The organism is Nocardia nova NBRC 15556, assembly GCF_001613005.1.
In the GTDB taxonomy this organism is placed as follows: Bacteria; Actinomycetota; Actinomycetes; order Mycobacteriales; family Mycobacteriaceae; genus Nocardia; species Nocardia nova.
The window spans coordinates 1-23,510 of sequence record NZ_BDBN01000047.1; the positions used below are offsets into that span (position 1 = coordinate 1).

Genomic DNA, 23,510 nt, shown 5'->3' on the forward strand with positions numbered 1-23,510 from the left:
TGGCGTCGACCATGGTCTCGCCGTCGCGGTTCGGCAGGGTGGAACCCAGCAGACCCGTCAGCTCGTCTTCCTGCGCACCGTCGAACACCGGGGTCGCGATGTTGGTGTCGGCTTCCTGACCCAGCATCTCCTCGGGCAGGTTCTTCGCCCAGTCCGGCAGGTTGCCGGATTCGGCGCCGTCGACCTGCCAGCCGGCTTTGGCGATCCACCCGAGGTGTGTTTCCAGGATCTGGCCGATGTTCATACGACGCGGCACACCATGAGTGTTCAAGATGATGTCGACCGGAGTGCCGTCCGGCATGAACGGCATATCCTCCTTCGGCAGGATCTTGCCGATCACACCCTTGTTACCGTGACGGCCGGCGAGCTTGTCACCGTCCTGGATCTTGCGCTTCTGCGCCACATACACGCGGACGAGTTCGTTGACGCCGGGAGGCAGATCGTCGTCGTCCTCACGCGAGAACACACGAATACCGATCACCTTGCCCGACTCACCGTGGGGCACCTTCAACGAGGTGTCGCGAACCTCGCGGGCCTTCTCACCGAAGATCGCACGCAGCAACCGCTCCTCGGGAGTCAGCTCGGTCTCACCCTTCGGGGTGACCTTGCCGACCAGGATGTCACCGTCACGCACCTCGGCACCGATGCGGACGATGCCACGCTCGTCCAGATCCGCCAGCACCTCATCCGACACGTTCGGGATGTCACGAGTGATCTCCTCGGCACCGAGCTTGGTGTCGCGAGCGTCGATCTCGTGCTCCTCGATATGAATCGAGGTCAGCACGTCCTCCTCCACGAGACGCTGCGACAGAATGATCGCGTCCTCGTAGTTGTGACCCTCCCACGGCATGATCGCCACCAACAAGTTCTTACCCAACGCCATCTCACCGTTCTCGGTGCACGGGCCGTCGGCCAGAACCTGGCCGTGCTCGACCCGCTGGCCCTCGTCCACGATCGGACGCTGGTTGGCGCAGGTGCCCTGGTTGGAGCGGGCGAACTTCCGCATCCGGTAGCTCTTACGAGTGCCGTCGTCGTGCATGACGGTGATGTAGTCGGCCGAAACCTCTTCCACCACACCCGGCTTCTCGTTGACGACGACGTCGCCGGCGTCCACCGCGGCACGCAGCTCCATACCGGTGCCGACCAGCGGCGACTCGGAACGGATCAGCGGCACGGCCTGACGCTGCATGTTCGCACCCATCAGGGCGCGGTTGGCGTCGTCGTGCTCGAGGAACGGAATCATGGCGGTCGCGACCGACACCATCTGGCGCGGGGAGACGTCCATGTAATCGACCTCGGCCGGGGAGACGAATTCCATCTCCTCGTTACCACGGCGGGCGAGCACGCGGTCGTCGAGGAAGTTGCCGTCGGCGTCGACGGGCGAGTTCGCCTGGGCCCGGACGTGCCGGTCCTCCTCGTCGGCGGTCAGGTACTTGACCTCGTCGGTGACGCGGCCGTTCTCCACCTTGCGGTAGGGGGTCTCGATGAAGCCGAACGGGTTGACCCGCGCGTACACCGACAGCGAACCGATCAGGCCGATGTTCGGGCCTTCCGGGGTCTCGATCGGGCACATGCGGCCGTAGTGCGAGGGGTGCACGTCGCGGACTTCCAGGCCGGCGCGCTCACGGGACAGACCACCCGGGCCCAGCGCCGACAGACGACGCTTGTGGGTCAGACCCGACAGCGGGTTGTTCTGGTCCATGAACTGCGACAGCTGCGAGGTGCCGAAGAACTCCCGGATCGCCGCCGTGATCGGGCGGATGTTGATCAGGGTCTGCGGGGTGATGGCCTCGACGTCCTGGGTGGTCATGCGCTCACGCACGACCCGCTCCATACGCGAGAGGCCGACGCGCAGCTGGTTCTGGATCAGCTCGCCGACGGTACGCAGGCGACGGTTGCCGAAGTGGTCGATATCGTCGACGTCGACGGGGACCTCGACGCCGCCGGGCACGGTCATCGAGTTGTCGCCCTGGTGCAGACGCACCAGGTACTCGATGGTGGCGACGATGTCCTCGCGGGTCAGCGTCGAACCGGTGATCGGCTCGCCGGCGTTGACGCCCAGCTTCTTGTTGACCTTGTAGCGGCCGACGCGAGCCAGGTCGTAGCGCTTCTCCTTGAAGAACAGGTTCTCCAGCAGGGTCTGCGCGGACTCCTTGGTCGGCGGCTCGCCCGGACGCAGCTTGCGGTAGATGTCGAGCAGCGCCTCGTCCTGGCCGGCGGTGTTGTCCTTCTCCAGGGTCGACAGCATGATCTCGGAGAAACCGAAACGCTCGGTGATCTCCTCGGTGGTCATGCCCAGCGCCTTCAGCAGCACGGTGACCGGCTGACGACGCTTGCGGTCGATACGCACACCGACGGTGTCGCGCTTGTCGACATCGAATTCCAGCCACGCACCGCGCGACGGGATGACACGGACGCTGTGCAGCGTCTTCTCGGTGCCCTTGTCGATGGACTCGTCGAAGTACACACCCGGCGAACGCACCAACTGCGACACGACCACGCGCTCGGTGCCGTTGATGATGAACGTGCCCTTGTCGGTCATCATCGGGAAATCACCCATGAAGACCGTCTGAGACTTGATCTCACCGGTGTTGTTGTTGATGAACTCCGCGGTCACGAACAACGGCGCCGCGTAGGTCATGTCCTTGTCCTTGCACTCATCGATCGAGGCCTTGACCTCTTCGAAGCGCGGATCGGAGAAGGACAGGGACATCGAACCGGAGAAGTCCTCGATCGGCGAGAGCTCCTCGAGCACCTCCTCCAGCCCACCGACCGGGCTGGCGTCGCCCCGGGCGATGGCCCGCTCACGCCAATCGGGGGCACCGACCAGCCACGCGAACGATTCGGTTTGTAGATCGAGAAGGTCCGGAACCTCCAAGGGCTCACGAATCTTCGCGAAAGACACCCGCTTCGGGGCTCCGGGAATACCGGCCTTGGTCTGGGTGGAGACTGCCAAGATGCGTCCTTCCAGCACCTCACGCGCGTCGCCCGGTGCCTGTACGTACAAGACACCAAGCGACCGTCGCTTGTCTGCTACGAGTTCTGCTGGTTACAACCCGGACAAAACCCGAACAGCAAACAACGGAAGTAACACCTCAACGGTGGAACTTTCGTGATGCGATCAAGGAATGGACAGGAGGCAGCCAGCGCAAAGTCCAAACCTACACCCACGAAGAAGGGGTGTCAAAGTACCATCCGAACCGAGTTCCGGATGTTCGGCGCGCCGGACCCGCTTCCGCTGGCTGCGTTCGAGTCTCCGGCGGCGCCTCGACCTGGGTACTCGACCCTGTCACAGCTGCCGCTGTTGTGAATAGCGTGACGGTTCGGACGTAAGTCGTCAAGTGGCGAGACCACCTCGATAACTGCGAGATCCCCTGTGGCGCTGGCGAATCACACCGTCACGCGGGCGAATATCCGCCGCTGAGCTGGGAAGATTCCGCAGGTGACGGGCTCGAACATACTTCCGAATCCGTCTGGGCCACTCAACGGTCGGCGATCTCGCTCGCCAGCCAGTGACCGTCCACCTTCTGCATGTGCAACACGATCGGACCCGAGGCGCTCTCCTGCGGAGCGCCGTTCTTGGTCGCGCTGACGGTCAGATTCACCAGCAGTTCCGCCCGATCATCAGTGAGCAAAGTCACACCGATCGGATCGGGGGTGGCCTGCGCGGTCGACTGCGCCTGCTGGATCGCGGAGATCGTCGTATCGGCGAATTTGTCGAAATCGCCGCGCATCTTGCCGGTGACGACCTTGTGCACGGCGTCCTTGTAGCCGCCGACGGTCTTCACGTCGTAGGAATAGACCGTTTTGAGCGCGTTGTCGGCAGCTGCGGTCACTTCCTGGGTGGCCTTGGTGTCGACGAAGGCCTTGTTGCCGTCGTCCACCCCCGGCTTGAAGGCCGCGACCACGGCGAACGCCGTCAGCAGCAGGCTCGCCACGATCAGTCCCGCGGCCAGACCCCAGGTGGCCAATGCGGGCCGCGGCAACCGACCGGGGCGGGGCAACTTCCGGGGCCGGCGCGACGCCACCGGCGGGGCCGGGCGGGTGCCCGCGGCACCCGCGCGCACGGTCTTGGTGCGTGATTTGGCTTTGGCGGACTTACCGGCGGGCTTGGCGGACTTCCCGCCGGATGCGGCGCGATCGGCCGCGCCACGACGCCGGATCGTGCGATCGGCGGCGTCGGACGAGCGATCGCCGGGTGTGAGCCGGGGGGAAACCTTGTTGATCGGCGGACGGGATGCCATCGGTGTACCTCTCCTACGATCCCGGCTGGGGGGCGGGCGCCTGGGACGGATTCGCGGGCGCCGGCGTCGGCGCGGCGTTTCCGTTCGCGGGCGGCTGTGCCGCCCCGGCGGGACCGGGGGTGTCCAGCGACACCAGCTGGCCGAGCGAATTGGCCTGCTCGGCCTTCCAGGTGTCGCCGTCCTTCTTCATATCCAGCGTCCAGGTGGCCCGGAAGGACTGCACCGGAACGTTGGGCGCGGTCTGCGTGAGTTTCAGCACCACGATCGCCGAGGCCTTGTCGCGCTCACTGTCCAGCGAGCTCAGCGCCGCGCCCAGCACCTTGCTGTCGATCTTGGTCTTCGACTTCTCGGCGGCATCCTTGATGCGGTCGTGGTTCTCGTTGAGCTGGGTCAGCATGTCGCCGGTCATCGAGGACCGCATGGTGGTGATCGACCCCTCGACATCGCTGGGATTCATCGAGGTGAGGTTGATCGCCGCCTGCCGGGCCGCATCCAGCGCGGTATCGCGCGCATCGGCGCGCGGACCGTCGGTGAACCACATCGCGCGCACCCAGCCGGCGCCGAACCAGGCCGCCAGCACCAGGGCCGCCACCAGCCACACCGCCGCGACCGAGGTCACGACCGTGCGTAGCGTCGAGGAGCTGGGCCGGGCGGCGGCCGGCGACGGATCAGCTACCGCCTTTTCGGCATCGTCCGGCGGCTCCACCGCAGGTTGCGAGGAGGGGTTGGGCAGATCAGAACTCACAGCGACACCCTAGCGTCGTCGGTTTTCCGGACTTGCCTCCGTGCCCGCCTCACCGCTTCGGAGTCACTCCGATGAGAGTGGCCAGCTGGATGGCGACGGGGCTCAGGTTGAGCTTGTCCGGATCGGTCTTGGGCTTGGAATCCCACGGCTGCGGGACATTCGGATCGGCGTACTGCGCACGCGCGCCGCCGCGGACGTCGGTCGGACTTCCGAACGGCACCGTGCATTTCGCGTCCGTGTTGAACGGGAAATCGTCACGGGTGTCGTCAAAATTGGGGTTCTGCGCCTTCATCTGGTCGAGAATGCGCTGAGTTCCCTCGTACCCGACGGTACAGGCCGGTGGGTTGTTGGTTTCCAGCACCAGGCCGAAGTGGGTCGTACCGTCGCCGGGCGCGGTCGCCGAACCACCGACCGACAGCAGCGGCAGCATCTGCAGCAGCGGCTTCAGCGTGTAGGTCTGCGGCGACACCGCCTGCAGCAGCAGCCGCAGATTCGACAGATCCGTGGTCAGCGGCTGCGCGCTCTGATCGAGCAGCTTGCCGATCTGGTCGCCGGCGTCGGCGCCCGTGCCGATCAACCGCCGGATATCGGGATCGTTGGCCCGCAGCTGCACCGCGAGCCGATCCAGGCCGTCGCTGAAGGTCCGGATCGCCGGAGACTGATCGGCTTGCGTGCCGAGTACGGTCTGAGCGTCCCGGATCAACTGCACGGTCTGCGGCAGCGCCCCGATTCCCGTCTGGGAGAACTTGTTCAGCGAATCGACGAGGATGCGCAGGTTGTCGCCCTGTCCGTCGAAGGCCTTACCGAGTTCGGTGACGGTCGTGCTCAACGCCGTCAGATCCGTCGTGCTCGAGAAGTGGTTGACGCTGGCGAGCAGATCCTCGACCGGAATCGGGGTCTCGGCCCCGTCGATGACCGAACCGTCGCGCAGGTAGGGACCCTTCGCCGTATCCGGCACCAGATCCATGTACTGCTCACCGATCGCCGAGCGGTTGGCGATCACGGCCTTGGCGCCGGCCGGGACCTTCGGCTTCCCGGAATCCAGCTCCAGATAGATCATCACGCCGTCGGGGGTGACATCGAGCGAGTCCACCCGCCCGACCGGCACACCGCGATAGGTCACCTCGGCGCCCTTGGACAGGTTGGCGGTGGTCTTCGCCTTCACCTTCACCTGGTACTGGCCGAAGCCGAGCATGTGGTCGAGGTGGATGTACTTCGCGCCGACGAACACCACGCCGAGCACGGCGATCACCGCGAAGGCGACCAGCTGGTAGCGCACCAATCTACTCATCGTGGCTTCACTCCCAACTGATCCAGAATCGACCCGATCGGGTCACCCGGCTTGGCCGGGGCCGGCGCCACCACGGTCGGCGGCAGCGGCACCAGCGATACCGTCGGCCAGCCCGGCCGCGGGCCGTTGCCGTTGTAATACGGATTGGTCGGATCCACCGGCACCGGCGGCCCGTACTTCGGCGGGATGTACACCGGATCCGGTTTGCCCACACCGAGATTCGACATCAGGACGCCGATCTGCGTGTCCACCGACAGCCAGGTGTTCACCGAACCACCGAAGGTCGATTTGATCGCCTCGTCCGGGAACGGGTAAGTCGGAATGAGGGGGAAGGCGGTCACCAGATCCGGCGCCGAACGGCCCAGCTCCTGCAGCGTCGGCCGCAGCGACTGCAGATCGCGGATCAGGTTGTCCTTGGACCGGTCCAGCACGTCGACGCCCGCCTGACCGACCCGGTCGAGCTGCTTCAGCAAGCCGATCAGCTGCGGCCGCTGCTCGTCGAGAATCTTGATACCGGCCGGCAGCTCGTCGAGGATCTTGCCGATCTGATCGGACTGCTGCCCCACCCGGCTGGACAACGTGCCCAGGCTGTCGAGCGCGTGCTGGATATCGGCAACCTGCTGGTTGAGGCCGTCGATGAGGGTGTCGGCCTGATCCAGCAGCGACCGCACCCGGTTCTCCCGGCCGGCCAGCGCCTTGTTCAGTTCCACCACGATGGGCTGCAGCTGCGCCACGCCACCACCGTTGAGCAGCAGCGACAGCGCACCGAGAACCTGTTCGATCTCGACCGCGTGCCGGGTCCGGTCGACGGGGATGACCGCGCCGTCCTTCAACCGATCGGGCGAGGCCTCGTCCTTCGGCGCGGACAACTCGACGAATTTCTCACCGAGCAGATTGGACTGCCGCACCTCGGCGTGCGCGTTGGCGGGCAGCTTCACCGACGAGTTGACCACCGTGTGCACGCTGGCGGTCCAGCCGTCCGGGGCGACGTCGATGGACTCCACCCGCCCCACCGGCACACCCTCGACCTTGACCGCCGACTGCGGCACCAGATCCAGCACGTCGTCGAAGCGCACGTCGATATGCATCGGGTGGTCACCCACATCGGCGCCGCCGGGCAGCGGCACGCTGTAGATACCGTCCGACGAGCACGAACCCACCAGCACCGCGGTCACGCCGACCACCGCGACGGCACCCAGTCCGCGGGCCGTCCTGCGGAATGCGAAGGGCGTCATCGCTGGCCACCTTCCTGCTGCGACGGCGGCTGCCGGTCCGACGGGGTGCCCGGCACGCTGCCGGGAGCCGGGGTCTTCTGGATGTTCTCACCGCTGAGGATGCCGAACGGCAACACCAGCGACGGCGTCTGCACACCGTCCTTGATCTGATCGGTGATCACCTTGCACTGATCCAGAATCGGGCGCATCTGCCGGCTGATCGCATCGAATTTCGGGTCGCCCGGCCGCAATTGGCCGAGGTCGAGCATCTTGCAGACGGCGCCGAACGGGTTCTGCAGATCGGTGAAGTTGGCACGCATGTCCAGCGTGCCGGATTCACCGTTGTGAATGTTGATCAGGTTGCTCAGCGCCAGCGGCAGCACCGGCAGCGCGTTCGCCACATCCTGGCGCTGGTCGGCCAGCGTCTGGGTCAGCTTGGTCAGCGCGTCGGCGTTGTCGGCCACCAGATCCCGGTTGTTGTCGATGAACCGGGCGACATCGCCGAGGGCGATCGACAGCAGATTCAGTGCCTGCCCGAGGTTTTCCCGCTCACCGGAGAGGAATCCGGCCAGATCCGCCAGCTGCGTGTTGAATTCGCGCACCTGCTGGTCGTTGACCGCCAGGGTGTGCACGAAGACCTGCAGATTCTTGATCGTGTCGAAGATGTCACCACGGGCATCGGACAGATACCGGGCGGCGTGCGAGAGCTGGGTCAGGCTGTTGGCCAGCGCGTCGCCGTTTCCGGTCAGATTCGCCGCACCGGTGCGGACCAGCTCGTTCACCGCGCCGTCCTTGTTGGCGCCGTTGGGCCCCAACGCATCCGACAGTTCCTGGATGCTCTTGTACAGCCGGTCGACCTCGACCGGGGTCGCCGTGCGGTCGCGCGGGATGGTGGCGTTGCGCGGCATCTTCGGCCCGCCCTTGTAGACGGGCGTGAGCTGGATGTAGCGGTCCGACACCACCGACGGCGTGATCTGAGCGGCCTTGGCGTCGGCCGGAATGTCGTATTTCCGGTCGACGTGCATGGTGACCTTCACCTGATCGCCCTGCGGCGTCACCGAATCGACCTTGCCCACCGGGACACCGAGGATGCGCACCTCGGAGCCCTCGTAGATGCCGATCGACTTGTCGAAGTAGGCGGTGATCTTGGTGGTGTTGTAACTGCTGAACACCCACCACAGCACACCGGCGAGGACCACCACGGCGACCGTGCCGAGGGCGAGAGCGATCTTGGTGCCGCGGCCGGATTCCCGGATCGCGGTCAGCGGATCCCGGCGCGATCCCTTACCGAGAGCAGCCTGCATCAGTTGCCTCCCAGAGTGCGGATCGGCGGGCGGTTACCCGGAATCTCCGGCAGCGCCGGCGGGATCAGGTTGACGATCACCGCGTCGAACCAGCGCCCGTTACCCAGCACGTTGGCGTACAGGCCGTAGAACGGCGCCGCCAGCTTCAGCGTCTTGGAGATGTTCTGCTGATTGTCGTTGAGCATGTCGATGGACTTCTTCAGATTGGTCAGCGCCGGACCGATCTGCTGCTCGTTGTCGTGCACCAGCGCACTCAATTCGGCGGCAACGGTTTTCGCTCCGTTGAGCAGCTGCGAGATGGCCTGCTGGCGGACGTTCAACTCGGCCAGCAGCTGACCGCCGTTGGCCAGCAACCGCTCGAACTGCTCGTTGCGATCGGCGAGCACCTTGGTGGTCTTGTTGGTCGCGTTGAACAGGTGCTTGAGCTCTTCGTCGCGCTTGGCCAGCGTCTCCGACAACCGGGCGACGCCGTCGATCGAGCCGCGGATCTCCGGCGGGGTGCCGGAGAACGCATCCGAGAGCACCCGGAAGCTGGTGGCCAGCTGCGCGGTGTCGGTCTTCTCGATACTCGACGCGGCGTCGCTGAAGGCTTCGACCACATCGTACGGAGAAACCGTGCGCGACAACGGGATTCGCTTGTCCGGATCGGCCGGGTGGGAACCCTTGGGATCCAGCGCCAGATACTTCTGCCCGAGCAGGGTCTTGATCTGGATGGACGCGGTGGTGGCATCGCCGATCCACGCGTCCTTGGTCCGGAAGTCGACCAGCACGCGGTCGCCGTCCAGGCGCACATCGGACACATCGCCGACCTTCACGCCCGCGATGCGAACCTCGTTACCCTTTTTCAGGCCCGCCGCCTCGGAGAATTCCGCGGTGTAGCTGGTGCTCGCGCCGATGATCGGCAGCTTGTCCAAGAAGAACGCCGACAGCGCGACCAGCAGCACCATGAACAGGCCGAGCCCGCCCATGAACGCCGGGCTGCGCCTGCCGAAGAGAACCCGGTCTTCCATCAGCGGCCACCCTTCCCGTGACAGCGCGGCGCCGGGTTGGTGTAGACCGGCTGATTCACTGTCGGCATCTGGGCCGGCAGGTTCAATTGCGGCGCATCCTGTACCCCGGGGCCGGCGACGATATCGATACCGCAGAGATAGAACTGGAACCACGAGCCGTAGCTGGCCGCCCGGCCCAGTTTCTCCATCTTGATCGGCAGATTCTCCAGTGCCTGGTTCACCTCGCCGGAGCGATCGTTCAGCGTCCCGGTCAACTGGTTCAGACCGGCGATCGAACCCTGCAGGGTCGGCCGGGTGGGAACCAGCAGATCGGCGGTCGCCGAGGCGAGATTGCCCAGCGACTGCACCGCCGAGCCGATCGTGCCGCGTTCGGCATTGAGCCCGCTGACCAGCGCCTCGGTATTGACGATCAGATCGTTGAGCTGTCCGTCGCGGGCGTTGACCGCATCCAGCACCTGGTTGAGGTTCTTGACGATCTCGCCGATCACGGCGTCCTTGTCGGCGATCTTGTTCGTCAGGCTCGCGGTGTTGCGCACCAGATCGGTGATCGTGCCCGATTCACCCTGGAAGACCTGGATGATCTCGTAGGACAGCTTGTTCACGTCCTCGGCCGACAGCGTCTGGAACAGCGGCCGGAAACCGTTGAACAGGGTGGTGAGATTCAGCGCGGGCTTGGTCCGCTCCAGCGGAATCGTGGCGCCCTCGGTGATCTTGCGGCCCTGCTGGCCGGCGCCCTGCTCCAGCGCGATGTACCGCTGTCCCACGAGGTTGCGGTAGCGGATGGTCGCGGTGGTGGAGGCGGGCAGCCAATCCCGGTCGGTGAGCTGGAAATGCACCTCGGCCAGGCTGCGGTCGACGACCGACACCTTGGTCACCTTGCCGACCCGTACACCGGCGATGCGCACCTCGTCGCCCTTGTTCAGCGACGTCACATCACTGAACCGCGCCTTGAACTCGGTGCCGCCGCCGGAATAGTTGGCGATGGTGAGCGCCAGGAACGCGGTCGCGAGCACTGTCACGAGCACGAAGATGCCCAGTTTGGTCAGGGGTCCGCCCAGACCACGCAACTTTGCCTTCATCGCACACTCACCTCACTTCCACGCATCGCGGGGGCGCCGATCCGGCTCACCCAGCCGGGCACCTGATCGGGCGAAACCCCGTTCGCCGCACCGTAGATCGCACCCAGAGTGTGCTGTTCGGCGGGCGAACCCATACTCGTCGCGCTCTGCGCGCCGTAGACCGAGAACTGTGCCGGGGGCAGCTGACCGATGTTCTGGTCGCCCGGATTGCGGGTCGGCGGCTGGTAAGAGCCGTCGTTGGCCGATCCGGTCGGGTACTGACCGGGGTCCACGCCCAGCGGATATTCGGGGAAACATGCCGGCGGCCGATTCGTGTCCAGCCAGCGCGGCTCGTCCTGATTCGGCAGATAACGACCACGCGGGTTGGTGATCTCGATCGTCACGCGCGAGCCCGGGGTATCGGTGCCCTTGCCGAAGATGTTGTCGATGCGCGGCTTCAGCTGCGCGAAGTTCTTCATCGTGCAGGCGTATTCCGGCGAGTACGTCGCCAGCAGTTCCAGCGCGCCCCGCGAATCGGCCGCGATGTCGATGATGTTGTCGTGGTTGGCCGTCAGGAAGTCGGCGGTCTTCGACGACGTCGGGGTCAGGACCGAGTACAGCGTGTCCAACTGCGAACGCTTCTGCACGATGGTGGCATTCAGCGTGCGCAGATTGTCGAAGGCATCCACCAGCTGCGGCAACGCGTCCGAATAGGTGTCGGCGACCGTCGCGAAGGTGTGGATGTCGTCCTGCAGCTGCGGCATCACGCCGTTGATATCGCGGAAGATGTCGTCCAGCCGATCGATGGTGTGGCCCAGTTCCTCACCCTGACCGCCCAGCGCCTGCGAGAGCGCGCCCAGCGTCGAGGCCAGATACTGCGGCGGAATCGCCTGCAGCAGCGGCATGATCGAATCCAGCAGCTGGCTCACCTCGACCGCGTTGCCGCTGGCGTCCTGGTACAGCGTCATCCCCGCCTGCAGATGCTTCGGGCTGGGCTGCTCGGGCCAGACCAGGTCGACATAACGCTCACCGAACAGGGTCTTCGGCAGCAGCCGGGCCGTCACATTGGACGGGATCTTCGAGGCCTTGTCCGGATCGATCGCCAGGTGCAGCGTCACCTTGCCGTTCGCGGATTCACTGGACCGCACCTCGCCGACATTGACCCCGCGGACTTTCACATCCGCGTTGCGGGTCAATGCGTTTCCGACGGTATCGGTGATCAGATCCACCTTGACGACCTTGACCCACACCTTGTTGTAGGACGCGATCGTCGTACCGAGAAACAGCGCCATCACCACGAAGAACACGATGCCCAGCGTGCGGATGCGGAGTTTCTCGGTAGAGCGCCAGAATTGCACACTGCGCGCGCTCATGCTCCCACCTTTCGGGACCGTTCTGCGTGGTTACGCACGCTGCCGCCTCCGAACCCGTCGGTCGCGCCGCGGCCCTGTCCGCTCATCCCGCGACCCGCACTGTTGTCGTCGTACCCCAGATCGCCAGGCTGAGGAAGAAGTCGAGGATGTTCACCAGCACGATCGACGCACGCACCGCGCGGCCCACGGCCACGCCCACGCCGGCCGGTCCGCCGGTGGCGTTGAAGCCGTAATAGCAATGGATCAGGATGATCACGAAGGCGAACACCAGCACCTTCACGAACGAATACAGCACGTCCTCGGGTGGCAGGAACAGACCGAAATAGTGGTCGTACGATCCCGTGGATTGCCCGTTGAACCACACGCTGATCTGCCTGGACGCTATGAACGTGCCGAGCAGGCCGACGATGTAGAGCGGAATGACCGCGACGAATCCGGCGATCACGCGTGTGGTCACCAGGAACGGAACGCCGGGTACCGCCATCACCTCGAGCGCGTCGATTTCCTCGGAAATTCGCATCGCACCCAATTGCGCGGTGAAACCACAGCCGACCGTCGCCGACAACGCCAATGCCGCGACCAGCGGCGCCAATTCGCGAGTATTGATGTAGCCGGTCAGGAAGCCGGTGAGCACCGAACTGCCCAGGGCGTCGAGCGCTTTGAAGCCCTGCAGGCCGACGACCACACCGACCGAGGCCGACATCATCACCACGACGCCGATGGTGCCGCCGATGACCGCGAGTGCACCCGAACCGAAGGTCACCTCGGCCAGCAGCCGCATGACCTCCTTGCGGTAATGCACGACCGTGCGCGGAATCCACGCGATCGCCTTGGAATAGAACGACATCTGATCGCCCGCGCGATCGATGACGTTCACCGGCGACTTGAGCGCAGCGCCTACTCGGCGCATCCGCCTCGAAAAGATCGGAGAACGCTGGGAAACAACCATCGTCACGAACCCTTGGCCGGGACAACCTGCAGGTACACCAACGTCAAAAGCAGATTGACGAAGAAGAGCACCAGGAAGGTGATCACCACGGATTGATTCACCGCGTCACCAACACCTTTCGGTCCCCCCTTGGGATTCAAACCTTTGTATGCGGCGATCACGCCCGCGAGCAGTCCGAAGATGAGTGCCTTGAATTCACCGATCCAGAGGTCCGGGAGCTGCGCCAGCGCGGAGAACGACGCCAGGTAGGCGCCGGGAGTTCCGCCCTGCAGCAACACATTGAAGAAATATCCACCGCAGATGCCGACCACCGAGACCAGGCCGTTGAGCAACAGCGCCACCAGCATCATGCCGAGCACGCGCGGCACGACGAGGCGCTGCACCGGATCGATGCCGAGCACCTCCATCGCGTCGATCTCTTCGCGGATGGTGCGGGAGCCGAGGTCGGCAGCAACGGCCGAACCCGCGGCACCGGCGATGATCAGCGCGGTGACGACGGGCGCGGCCTGCTGCACAGTTGCCAGCACACTGGTTGCGCCGGTGAACGATTCAGCACCGAGCTGCTTGATAAGTGAACCGGTCTGCAATGCCACAACGGCGCCGAACGGGATTGCCACCAGTGCGGCGGGCAGGATCGAGACACTCGCGATGAACCACGACTGCTCAATAAACTCACGCCATTGGAAAGGCCGGCGCAGGGTGTTGCGTGCCACGGAAATGAGCAGCGCAAAAATATTGCCGGCCTGCGCAAATCCCGACTCGACCGGAGTGCGCAGCCGTGCCAGGGGTTGATTCACGGTTGCGTATGTTACCCGTTGGTTGTGTCGTGACGCACGGTGGTGTCGTACGTGCCGCCCTGATATTGCGGACCGTTACCCGTATACGCCGGAAGGACTTGTGTATCGCCGTTCTCTTCCATCGACTCACGGATCGCCACCTGCGCGGAATGCGGCAGGGTGTGCATGATCTCGAGTACGCGGCGGCGGCGGCGTTCCACGGCCTGGCGCACAGGCATGCCCGGGGTGGCCTTCATCTGCGGGATGATGCCCTCGATTTCCTCGGTGCCGTTGTCGTAGTGGCCGGCGTCGGCGAGCGCCTGCTCGCGCGCCATCTGGGCCTCGTCCTTCTCCTCCGACATACCGATCGGACCGACCATGCGGCCGTTGAGGAACTGCTTCACCACCGGCTCCTCCGACGTCAGGAGCACCTCGCGGGGACCGAACATGACGAGCTGGCGGCGGAAGAGCATGCCGATGTTGTCGGGCACGCTACGAGCCAGGTTGATGTTGTGGGTAACGATCAGAATCGTCGCGTCGATCTGCGCGTTGATGTCGATCAGCAGCTGCGACAGATAGGTCGTACGCACCGGGTCCAGACCGGAGTCCGGCTCGTCGACGAGGATGATCTGCGGGTCCAGCACCAGCGCGCGGGCCAGGCCGGCACGCTTGCGCATACCACCGGAGATCTCACCGGGCAGTTTGCCTTCGGCGCCGAGCAGACCGGTCAGCTCGAGCTTCTCCATCACGATCTGCTTGATCTCGGATTCGCTCTTCTTGGTGTGCTCGCGCAGCGGGAAGGCCACGTTGTCGAACAGGTTCATCGAACCGAACAGCGCGCCGTCCTGGAACAGAACGCCGAACAACTTGCGGATCTCGTAGAGCTCCTTGTTGGAGCAGGTGGTGATGTCGGTGCCGTCGATGTAGATCGAGCCGCGCTCGGGGCGCAGCAGACCGATCAGCGACTTCAGGAACACCGACTTACCGGTACCGGAGGGGCCGAGCAGAGCGCTGACTTCCCCCGTGGGCAGAGTCAGAGTGACATCCTGCCAAATCCGCTGGGACCCGAAAGATTTCGTAACACCTTCGGTCCTGACTTCGACGCCCACGCCGACCTCCATATTTCTTCTGACGAGCGCCCATGGCCGCGTCACCGTATTTCAGCGCGGTGTGACGCGTCACACTGGGGTGCGGCCACTGTATCGCATGCCGCTGGTGCAGGACACCCTACCTGACTGGTCGGTAGAAATGTCGACGGTAATGAGCTGGTCGCGGCGGTCCACAACATTCACCACGAAAATGCGAAAAGAGCGGCCCCGCAACGGGACCGCTCTTTTCCGGACTCGATTACCGCAATTACTTGACGGAAACCTTCGCGCCGGCCTCTTCCAGCTTGGCCTTGGCGGCGTCGGCGGCGTCCTTGGCGACCTTCTCCAGGATCGGCTTCGGGGCACCCTCGACCAGGTCCTTGGCTTCCTTCAGGCCCAGGCCGGAGACGATCTCGCGCACGACCTTGATGACCTGGATCTTCTTGTCGCCGGCACCCTCGAGGATGACGTCGAACTCGTCCTGCTCCTCGGCGGCCTCGGCGCCACCGGCGGCAGCGCCACCGGCGACAGCGGCAACCGCGACCGGAGCGGCGGCGGTGACCTCGAACTTCTCCTCGAACTTCTTGACGAAGTCCGAGAGCTCCAGCAGGGTCATGTTGCCGATGGTCTCGAGCAGCTCGTCCACGTTGGCCATGGTGTTTCCTTTCGGTAGTTCATCCCCGCGTCGGCGGGGAGATAAGAGTTGGTTTGTCGACTTGTTCGTGTCGGCTTATTCGGCGTCGGCGGCGGGAGCCGCCTCGGCACCGCCCGCGGCGCGCTGCTTGTCCTCGAGCGCGGCGAACAGGCGAGCCACCTGGCCGGCCGGCGCGGCGAACAAGCCGGCCGCCTTGGTCAGGTTGCCCTTCATGGCGCCGGCCAGCTTGGCCAGCAGCACCTCGCGCGACTCCAGGTCGGCGATGCGCTCGACCTCGGAGACCGACAGCGGGGCGCCGTCCATGTAGCCACCCTTGATGACCAGCGCCTTGTTGTCCTTGGCGAAGGTCTTCAGGGCCTTGGCGGCGTCGACCGGCTCACCGGTGATGAAGGTGATCGCGGTCGGACCGACGAACAAGTCATCCAGGCCTTCGACGCCCGCCTCGGCGGCCGCACGCTTGACCAGGGTGTTCTTGGCGACGGAGTAGGTGGCATTGCTGCCCAGCGCACGACGCAGCTGGGTGAGGCTGCCGACCGACAGACCACGGTATTCCGTGACCACGGTGGCCGTAGCGCTCTTGAACTGCTCGGTGATCTCCGCGACCGCGGTGACCTTCTCTGGTTTCGCCATACTTCGCCTCCTCTCTGGATGGTCGGTTCTGCGATGAACTACCGACTCACGGAGGCTGGGCCCGGGGAGGCTACGTCGACCCGGCGACAAAGCAAACGCCCCGGACGCAGAGTGGTCCCGGGGCGCACAGGAAACTCGACATGAACACACGGGCTCATATGTCGTCCCTCACCTCGGCTCTCCCTGCGTGGGCCGCCGGCAATATCGCCGGACCTTCGACTGCCTGACGGCAGCAACCAACGGTCTTCGGTAGAACGATTGGGGGTGATCGCCGAACTGGTCAGCGACCGCAGTACAGAATAGCGGATGAGCAGCTGAAACCCAAAATCGGCCGTCTCTGCAGGCCTCTGCTCCGCCGCGATTCCCGAAATACCGAAGGGCCGGCGGGGAAATCCCTACCGGCCCTTCGGATTCGAAAGCTACCTACGCTTACGCGTCCTCTTCGGTGAGGTTGCGGGTGCGGTTCGGGTCCACCGGGATGCCCGGTCCGGTGTTCGTCGAAATCGTCACCTTCTTGACGTAGCGACCCTTGGCGGTCGACGGCTTCACACGCAGGATCTCCTCCAGCGCGGCGCCGTAGTTCTCGACCAGCTTCTTCTCGTCGAAGGAGGCCTTGCCGATCACGAAGTGCAGGTTGGCCTGCTTGTCGACGCGGAAGTTGATCTTGCCGCCCTTGATGTCGTTGACGGCCTTGGTCACATCGGTGGTGACCGTGCCCGTCTTCGGGTTCGGCATCAGGCCGCGGGGGCCCAGCACACGCGCGATGCGGCCGACCTTGGCCATCTGGTCCGGGGTGGCGATCGCGGCGTCGAAGTCCAGCCAGCCGCCCTGGATGCGCTCGATCAGATCCTCGGCGCCCACGGCGTCGGCACCGGCGGCCTCGGCCTCGGCGGCCTTCTCGCCGGCCGCGAACACGATGACGCGCGCGGTCTTACCGGTACCGTGCGGCAGGTTGACGGTGCCGCGGACCATCTGGTCGGCCTTGCGGGGGTCGACGCCCAGACGGACGGCGACCTCGACGGTCGCGTCGGTCTTCGTGGTCGCGGTCTCCTTCGCCAGCCGGGTGGCCGACAGCGGAGTGTAGAGCTGGGAGCGGTCGACCTTGGCGGCCGCCTCGAGATAAGCCTTGCTTCGTTTTGCCATGATTCTCTGTCCTGTTCGTAAGTCAGAAGTGGTTGTCGGGACTGGCCGTCCCTCCCACGCACATCCCGCCGGTCACCGGCGGAGACGAGGACCGTCAGTCGGCGACGGTGATACCCATCGAGCGAGCGGTACCCGCGATGATCTTGGCCGCCTGATCGATGTCGTTGGCGTTCAGATCTTCCTGCTTGGTCTTGGCGATCTCACGGACCTGGTCCATGGTGACCGTGGCGACCTTGTTGCGGTGCGGCTCGGCGGAGCCCTTTTGCACACCGGCGGCCTTCAGCAGCAGCTTGGCGGCGGGCGGAGTCTTCAGCTTGAAGTCGAACGAGCGGTCTTCGTAGACCGTGATCTCGACCGGGATGACGTTGCCGCGCTGCGACTCGGTCGCGGCGTTGTACGCCTTGCAGAACTCCATGATGTTGACGCCGTGCTGACCCAGCGCGGGACCCACCGGCGGGGCCGGGTTGGCCGCACCGGCCTGGATCTGGAGCTTGATGAGCCCGGCGACCTTCTTCTTCTTGGGGGGCATCTTTCTTTCCTTGGTTTAGGTTCCTTACGGACTTCCGTAAGCCTGTCCCGGGGGCGGAACCCCGGAAGTCTTAGATCTTCGCGACCTGCGTGAAGGCGAGTTCGACCGGGGTCTCGCGACCGAAGATCGACACCAGCACCTTCAGCTTCTGCTGTTCGGCGTTGACCTCGGAGATGCTGGCCGGCAGCGTCGCGAACGGGCCGTCCATGACGGTGACCGACTCGCCGACCTCGAAGTCGACCTCGATGGCCGGCTTGGACGCGGCCTCGGTGACGGTCTCCGACGTGGACGCGGCGGCACCCGCCGCGGCGGCGGCCGGCTTCTTCTGCTGCTGCTCGGCCGGGACCAGGAACTTGACCACGTCGTTGATCGTCAGCGGCGACGGACGGGAGGTGGCGCCGACGAATCCGGTGACGCCGGGGGTGTTGCGGACCGCGCCCCACGATTCGTCGTTGAGATCCATCCGGACCAGGATGTAACCGGGCAGCACCTTGCGCTGCACGTTCTTGCGCTGGCCGTTCTTGATCTCGGTGACCTGCTCGGTCGGCACCTCGACCTGGAAGATGTAGTCCTCGAGGCCCAGGTTCTGCACGCGGGTCTCGAGGTTGGTCTTCACCTTGTTCTCGTAACCGGCGTAGGAGTGGATGACGTACCAGTCACCGGGGGCGCGACGCAGCGCGGCCTTCATCTCGGCGACGGGGTCGGCAGGCTCTTCCGGTGCCGCGGGCTCCGCGGATGCGCCGGTCTCGGTCTCGTCGTTATCGGTGTCGCCCTCGACTTCGCCGGAGGACGCCTCGGTACCGTCCGAGACGGTCGCCTCGTCGACGGCCGTCTCCGCCGCCTCGTCGTCGACCGGGAACTCGTCGGTTGTGCCGTTCTCCGGGGTGCTCACTGGGCACTCGCTTCCTGTGTCGTCACGTACATCCACTACGCCGGAGGTGAATCCGGCGGATGGTTTCCGTCCTCGCGTGGCGGACGGCTAGCAGCGCCCATGGGTCGCTCCGCAGGCTCCGCTCCTGACGCACCCGGTCAGCTAGCCGAACAGCCAGTTGACACCCTTGATGAACGCCAGGTCCAACCCGCTGATGTACGCGACCATGAAGATCACGAACACCAGGACAACGCTTGTATAGGTGACCATCTGCTTGCGGTTGGGCCAGATCACCTTGCGCAGTTCCGCGATGACTTCCCGCAGGAACTTCACCAGACGCTTGAAGGGATTGCCCCTACCGCGTTCGGCGGTCTTCTTCTTCCCCGCCGACTTGGACGCCTTACGCGATGCCGAATCCGAGCTGTCACCACGGTCGATCGTGGCGACGGAGCCGGTGTCCGAGGAGGATCCGGCGCGAGCCCGGCGAGTCGACCGCTTACCACTCGGCCGGCTGACCGCAGCGGTGTCTTCGTCATCGGCGGCATGCGCGCCGTGGCGAATGTCCCGCTCGTCGCTCACGTGAACCCTCTCTCGTCGCTGGCATCCAGTGCAGGGGCGACAGGACTTGAACCTGCAACCTGCGGTTTTGGAGACCGCTGCTCTGCCAATTGAGCTACGCCCCTTCGGCTGGAATCGCAATGTCATCCAGCACGGTGCTTATTCAGTTGTGCCAACCCGGGGCCACACAACACGCGCGCCGCTCCGCCGGTGTGCCGGCCCCGGCGGTCACCCGCCCGGAACCAGCCCCTCAGAGCAGCGCGCAGTGGCTGGCGACCCCAGAAATCCGAGTGTACGTTACCGCCCCGGCGGATAGCCAATCGGGCCGTCCGCCACCGCGAAGCGGCTTACCGGCCCGCCGACCATCATGCCAGCTGCACCGTCGCGGTCGCACGTCCGAAGATCTTCCGGCCACCGGATCTGGCGACGATCGCGATCACGGCGGTGCGGTTCTCCGGATCCACCGACTTCACCTTGCCGGTGTATTCGACCTCGGCCGGATGATCGCTGGGCACGTAGACGGGGCTGGTGAACCGCACGTTGTATTCCTTCACCGCGCCCGGATCACCGAGCCAGGAGGTGACGAATCCGCCGCCCAGGCCCATGGTCAGCATGCCGTGCGCGACCACGTTGTCCAGGCCGGCGAGTGCCACGACCTCGTCGCTCCAGTGGATCGGGTTCGCGTCACCGGAGACGCCGGCGTAGTTCACCAGATCGCCGCGGGTGAGCCGGACGACGCGAGTCGGCAGCTCGTCGCCGACGGCCACGCTGTCGAACGAGCGCGTGTGGCTGCTGACGGTGACCTCGGGAACGGTGGTCACCGGCACCGGGGGCGCGGTGATGGGCGGCTCGGCGGTGGGACGGTCGGGGGCCTCACCCATGCCGTGCATGAGGATGTTGCGGACCGCGTCGGCGATATTGGGATCGACGTCACCGCCGCTGCGGCCGACCAGGGTGGTGTAGGTGGTGAGCACCAGCTCGTCGTTCTGCGCCGTGACGATGTTCTTGGTGACGATGATGTCGCCGCCGAAGGCCTGCCGGAACGAGTGCAGGTAGACGTCGCAGGTGAGCTGGTCGCCGACCCGGATCGGGCGGTGGAATTCCAGGATCTGGTCGGTCTGCATGATCTGGCTCAGGTCGTAACCCGTGACGACCTGCTCGAACAGCTTGCGCTGAGCCAGGATGCCGACCAGGGAGATGAATGTCACCGGTGCGAGCAGGCCGTCGTGGCCGTAGTCGCGGGCGACGCTCTCGTCCCAGTGCGCGGGGTGGTAGTCCTGCACCGCGCGTGCGTACTCGCGCACCTTCTCGCGCCCGACCTCGTAGTAGTCGTCGACGCGGTAGTGGTGCCCGACCATGGCGGCGGCGTGGGCCGAGGGGTCGAACGGTTCACTGTCGGCGGTCTGCGCGTCCACGGCATCGGTTCCGGTGTTGATTGTCACGGAGAGTAGGTCCCTATCTGACTCCGCTACCGGGAGTCTGCGGAGCGTGAAACTACCGCATGTACAGCAAATGCCGGAGCGGGTCGGGAAACCTGCTCCGGCATGGAGTGCTGCATGGGTCGGCGCGGTCCACGAATATCCGGGAAGGTCATCGACAGACCTCCCTGAATCCGGGCGCCGACTTCGCGCGCGGCAGCGTGCACGCGATGAGATCTAGCGAGATTCGCGGTGCGCCCGGTGGGTGCCGCAGTTCGGGCAGAACTTCTTCAGCTCCAGACGATCCGGGTCGTTGCGCCGGTTCTTCTTGGTGATGTAGTTGCGATGCTTGCACTGCTCGCAGGCCAAGGTGATCTTTGGCCGGACATCGGTGGACTTCGCGGCCACGATTATGCCTTCTTTCCGGTCAACCTAGAGGGTCAATCAGTATGGGTAGCGATGGCCGGACTCGAACCGGCGACACAACGATTATGAGTCGTTTGCTCTACCGCCTGAGCTACACCGCCATATGCGCGGCAATGCGGGCGGAACCAGGTTCGGCTCTGTGTGGAGTGCCGAGTCGGTCACCACCGGCAATCCGGCGAGCCCCCTAACGGAATCGAACCGTTGACCTTTTCCTTACCATGGAAACGCTCTGCCGACTGAGCTAAGGGGGCATGGCTACATTCGCTCCGAACTCGAATGCTCGAACCCGGGGCGCTGAAGCCTTGAACGAGGTTACACACTCCCCGGCAAAGTTACCAAACCAGCTGGTAAGAGCCGTATTTTCTGCGACGAACGCTCGGGAACGCAACCGACACGAGAAACGCCACCGGCTGGAAGGGGGGTCCGGGGGGCGAAGCCCCTCCGGCGTGGGGGTGTGGGGGCCGGGCCCCCACAAATCACCCTCGAACAAGAAGAGGGCCCTCGCCGATTAGGGAGGGCCCTGAGAGGGTGGCGGATGAAGGATTCGAACCTCCGAAGCTTGCGCGGCTGATTTACAGTCAGCTCCCTTTGGCCACTCGGGCAATCCGCCTTTCGCACTGTTGCCAGCGCGCAGAGCAGAATACAACGACCAGGGCGCCCGGATGCAAACCGGCTGGCCAGCGGGGGTGCCGTGACCGCTGCGCGGCGGCCGGGGTAGAAAGTTCCCTACCGGAGTTCCGGGTGAAATGTGAGCCGTCAGACAGGAGCGCAGCGTGGCCGATTCGTCATTCGATGTCGTCAGCAAGGTCGACCGGCAGGAGGTCGACAACGCCCTCAACCAGGCGGCCAAGGAGCTCAACACCCGCTACGACTTCCGCGGCACGGGTGCGAGCATCGAGTGGTCGGGTGAAGAGAAGATCGTGCTGTCGGCCGAATCCGAGGAACGGGTGAAGGCGGCGCTGGAGGTGTTCAAGGAGAAGCTGATCCGCCGCGACATCTCGCTGAAGGCCTTCGACGCGGGCGAGCCGGCGGCCTCCGGCAAGACCTACAAGATCACCGGAACCCTGGTCCAGGGCATCTCCCCGGAGAACGCGAAGAAGATCGCCAAGAAGATCCGCGACGAGGGCCCCAAGGGCGTGAAGGCGCAGATCCAGGGCGACGAACTGCGGGTCAGCGGTAAGAAGCGCGACGATCTGCAGGCCGTCATCGCCCTGCTCAAGGGTGCGGACCTGGACGTGGCCCTGCAGTTCGTCAACTACCGCTAGTACCTGCGGGGCCCGCCCGCCATGTGCTCGAGGCGCTGGATGCGTTCGCCCATGGGCGGGTGGGTGGAGAACCAGCGCGCCATCTTGTCGCCCGCCCGGAAGGGGTTGGCGATCATCAGGTGTGACTGCGCGGTCAGCTGCGGCTCGGGCGGCAGCGGCGCGGCCTGGGTGCCGCGTTCGAGTTTGCGCAGCGCCGAGGCCAGGGCCAGCGGGTCGCCGGTGAGTTCGGCGCCGTCCTGATCGGCCTGGTATTCGCGGGAGCGGGAGACGGCGAGTTTGATCAGGGTGGCGGCGATCGGGCCCAGCAGTGAGACCAACAACACGCCGAGGATGTTCGGGCCTTCACCGTCGCGGCTGCCGCCGCCGAACATGCTCGCGAAGAAGGCCAGGTTGGCGAGGCCGGAGATGACCGCGGCGAGGGCGCCGGCCACCGAGGAGATCAGGATGTCGCGGTTGTAGACATGCGACAGTTCGTGGCCGAGCACCGCGCGCAGTTCCCGTTCGTCGAGGATCTGCAGGATGCCGCTGGTACAGCACACCGCCGCATGGCGCGGGTTGCGACCGGTGGCGAACGCGTTGGGCGCGTTCGTCGGGCTGATGTACAGCCGCGGCATGGGCTGGCGCGCGGTGGTGGCCAGCTCGCGCACGATCTTGTACATCACGGGCGCTTCGAGTTCGGATACCGGCTGCGCGTGCATGGCCCGCAGGGCCAGCTTGTCGCTGCTGAAATAGGCGTAGGCGTTCATGCCCACGGCCAGCAGGATGGCGATGATCAGAATCGTGGGGCTGCGGAACATCGCACCTGCGAACACGATCAGTGCCGACAGGCCCACCATCAGCCCGAAGGTCTTCAAACCGTTCGCGTAACCATGCATGTCGGATCAACGATCGGCGGCGAACTCGGGTTCCGCCCGCGGTCCGGCTCTCCGCGCTGCGATATCGATCACACCAGCGCGAACCGGC

The 23,510-nt window shown here is 65.2% G+C and carries 22 protein-coding genes and 4 tRNA genes; 1 reads left to right on the plus strand and 25 read right to left on the minus strand.

The genetic code is table 11. From position 1 onward, the window contains the following. The 24 genes from rpoB to NN2_RS19530 all read right to left on the minus strand — a co-directional run. Window positions 1-2,974 (minus strand): DNA-directed RNA polymerase subunit beta (rpoB, locus tag NN2_RS19415; protein ID WP_063015417.1); only part of this gene is annotated, 2,974 nt, incomplete at its 3' end. Window positions 2,975-3,482: 508 nt separating this feature from the next. After that, complete coding sequence (locus NN2_RS19420; protein WP_063015374.1) at window positions 3,483-4,244, minus strand: hypothetical protein; 762 nt, start codon at window positions 4,242-4,244, stop codon at window positions 3,483-3,485. A gap of 13 nt (window positions 4,245-4,257) precedes the next feature. Continuing rightward, on the minus strand, window positions 4,258-4,989 hold the full coding sequence (locus tag NN2_RS19425) for a hypothetical protein (protein ID WP_082857111.1): 732 nt from the start codon (window positions 4,987-4,989) through the stop codon (window positions 4,258-4,260). Window positions 4,990-5,038: 49 nt separating this feature from the next. Then, complete coding sequence (locus tag NN2_RS19430) at window positions 5,039-6,280, minus strand: MCE family protein (protein WP_063015376.1); 1,242 nt, start codon at window positions 6,278-6,280, stop codon at window positions 5,039-5,041. Beyond that, window positions 6,277-7,515 carry an MCE family protein gene (locus NN2_RS19435; RefSeq protein ID WP_082857112.1) on the minus strand — a complete coding sequence of 413 codons (1,239 nt, stop codon included), beginning with the start codon at window positions 7,513-7,515 and terminating at the stop codon, window positions 6,277-6,279. The genes NN2_RS19430 and NN2_RS19435 overlap by 4 nt, the downstream gene beginning before the upstream one ends. Beyond that, window positions 7,512-8,798, minus strand: coding sequence for an MCE family protein (locus tag NN2_RS19440; protein ID WP_081879585.1), 1,287 nt, complete (start codon window positions 8,796-8,798; stop codon window positions 7,512-7,514). Before NN2_RS19440 ends, NN2_RS19435 begins: the two co-directional genes overlap by 4 nt. Next, window positions 8,798-9,808, minus strand: a complete 1,011-nt coding sequence (locus NN2_RS19445) for an MCE family protein (RefSeq protein ID WP_063015377.1) — start codon at window positions 9,806-9,808, stop codon at window positions 8,798-8,800. Before NN2_RS19445 ends, NN2_RS19440 begins: the two co-directional genes overlap by 1 nt. Beyond that, a complete protein-coding gene (locus NN2_RS19450; protein WP_174554990.1) occupies window positions 9,808-10,887 on the minus strand; it encodes an MCE family protein in 1,080 nt (359 codons plus the stop codon). Before NN2_RS19450 ends, NN2_RS19445 begins: the two co-directional genes overlap by 1 nt. Further along, window positions 10,884-12,239: an MCE family protein gene (locus tag NN2_RS19455; RefSeq protein WP_030516283.1), complete on the minus strand. Its 1,356-nt coding sequence runs from the start codon at window positions 12,237-12,239 to the stop codon at window positions 10,884-10,886. Before NN2_RS19455 ends, NN2_RS19450 begins: the two co-directional genes overlap by 4 nt. A gap of 82 nt (window positions 12,240-12,321) precedes the next feature. Further along, complete coding sequence (locus NN2_RS19460) at window positions 12,322-13,149, minus strand: MlaE family ABC transporter permease (RefSeq protein ID WP_086006975.1); 828 nt, start codon at window positions 13,147-13,149, stop codon at window positions 12,322-12,324. A 41-nt stretch (window positions 13,150-13,190) separates the two neighbouring features. Continuing rightward, the gene (locus NN2_RS19465) at window positions 13,191-13,985 is read right to left on the minus strand and encodes an MlaE family ABC transporter permease (RefSeq protein ID WP_051025193.1); all 795 of its coding nucleotides are present in this window, start codon (window positions 13,983-13,985) and stop codon (window positions 13,191-13,193) included. Window positions 13,986-13,996: 11 nt separating this feature from the next. Continuing rightward, entirely contained in the window at window positions 13,997-15,085 is a 1,089-nt protein-coding gene (locus tag NN2_RS19470; protein ID WP_063015378.1) for an ABC transporter ATP-binding protein, read from the minus strand. A 235-nt stretch (window positions 15,086-15,320) separates the two neighbouring features. Further along, window positions 15,321-15,707: a 50S ribosomal protein L7/L12 gene (rplL, locus tag NN2_RS19475; protein ID WP_063002280.1), complete on the minus strand. Its 387-nt coding sequence runs from the start codon at window positions 15,705-15,707 to the stop codon at window positions 15,321-15,323. A 75-nt stretch (window positions 15,708-15,782) separates the two neighbouring features. Then, window positions 15,783-16,337: a 50S ribosomal protein L10 gene (rplJ, locus tag NN2_RS19480; protein WP_030516278.1), complete on the minus strand. Its 555-nt coding sequence runs from the start codon at window positions 16,335-16,337 to the stop codon at window positions 15,783-15,785. A 429-nt stretch (window positions 16,338-16,766) separates the two neighbouring features. Beyond that, window positions 16,767-17,480, minus strand: coding sequence for a 50S ribosomal protein L1 (gene rplA, locus NN2_RS19485; protein WP_030516277.1), 714 nt, complete (start codon window positions 17,478-17,480; stop codon window positions 16,767-16,769). A 94-nt stretch (window positions 17,481-17,574) separates the two neighbouring features. Then, on the minus strand, window positions 17,575-18,009 hold the full coding sequence (gene rplK, locus NN2_RS19490; RefSeq protein ID WP_030516276.1) for a 50S ribosomal protein L11: 435 nt from the start codon (window positions 18,007-18,009) through the stop codon (window positions 17,575-17,577). A gap of 70 nt (window positions 18,010-18,079) precedes the next feature. Beyond that, on the minus strand, window positions 18,080-18,901 hold the full coding sequence (gene nusG / locus NN2_RS19495; RefSeq protein ID WP_063015379.1) for a transcription termination/antitermination protein NusG: 822 nt from the start codon (window positions 18,899-18,901) through the stop codon (window positions 18,080-18,082). 141 nt (window positions 18,902-19,042) lie between these two features. Further along, window positions 19,043-19,459, minus strand: a complete 417-nt coding sequence (gene secE / locus NN2_RS19500; RefSeq protein ID WP_030516274.1) for a preprotein translocase subunit SecE — start codon at window positions 19,457-19,459, stop codon at window positions 19,043-19,045. Window positions 19,460-19,490: 31 nt separating this feature from the next. Continuing rightward, window positions 19,491-19,563, minus strand: a tRNA-Trp gene (locus NN2_RS19505). A 240-nt stretch (window positions 19,564-19,803) separates the two neighbouring features. Then, entirely contained in the window at window positions 19,804-20,874 is a 1,071-nt protein-coding gene (locus tag NN2_RS19510) for a fused (3R)-hydroxyacyl-ACP dehydratase subunits HadA/HadB (protein WP_063015420.1), read from the minus strand. 219 nt (window positions 20,875-21,093) lie between these two features. Continuing rightward, window positions 21,094-21,264 carry a 50S ribosomal protein L33 gene (rpmG, locus tag NN2_RS19515; protein WP_011211653.1) on the minus strand — a complete coding sequence of 57 codons (171 nt, stop codon included), beginning with the start codon at window positions 21,262-21,264 and terminating at the stop codon, window positions 21,094-21,096. Between the two features lie 46 nt (window positions 21,265-21,310). Beyond that, window positions 21,311-21,383, minus strand: a tRNA-Met gene (locus tag NN2_RS19520). 77 nt (window positions 21,384-21,460) lie between these two features. Beyond that, window positions 21,461-21,533: transfer RNA gene (locus NN2_RS19525), tRNA-Thr, on the minus strand. Between the two features lie 278 nt (window positions 21,534-21,811). Continuing rightward, a tRNA-Tyr gene (locus NN2_RS19530) sits at window positions 21,812-21,892 on the minus strand. A gap of 163 nt (window positions 21,893-22,055) precedes the next feature. Between NN2_RS19530 and NN2_RS19535 the strand changes: the two genes are divergently transcribed. Beyond that, window positions 22,056-22,547 (plus strand): YajQ family cyclic di-GMP-binding protein, encoded by a 492-nt coding sequence (locus NN2_RS19535; RefSeq protein ID WP_030516272.1) that lies wholly within the window; start codon window positions 22,056-22,058, stop codon window positions 22,545-22,547. On the opposite strand, the gene htpX is transcribed toward NN2_RS19535, so the two are convergent. Beyond that, window positions 22,544-23,422 carry a zinc metalloprotease HtpX gene (gene htpX, locus NN2_RS19540; protein ID WP_063015380.1) on the minus strand — a complete coding sequence of 293 codons (879 nt, stop codon included), beginning with the start codon at window positions 23,420-23,422 and terminating at the stop codon, window positions 22,544-22,546. The two genes, NN2_RS19535 and htpX, sit on opposite strands and share 4 nt — an antisense overlap. Window positions 23,423-23,510: the final 88 nt, after the last annotated feature.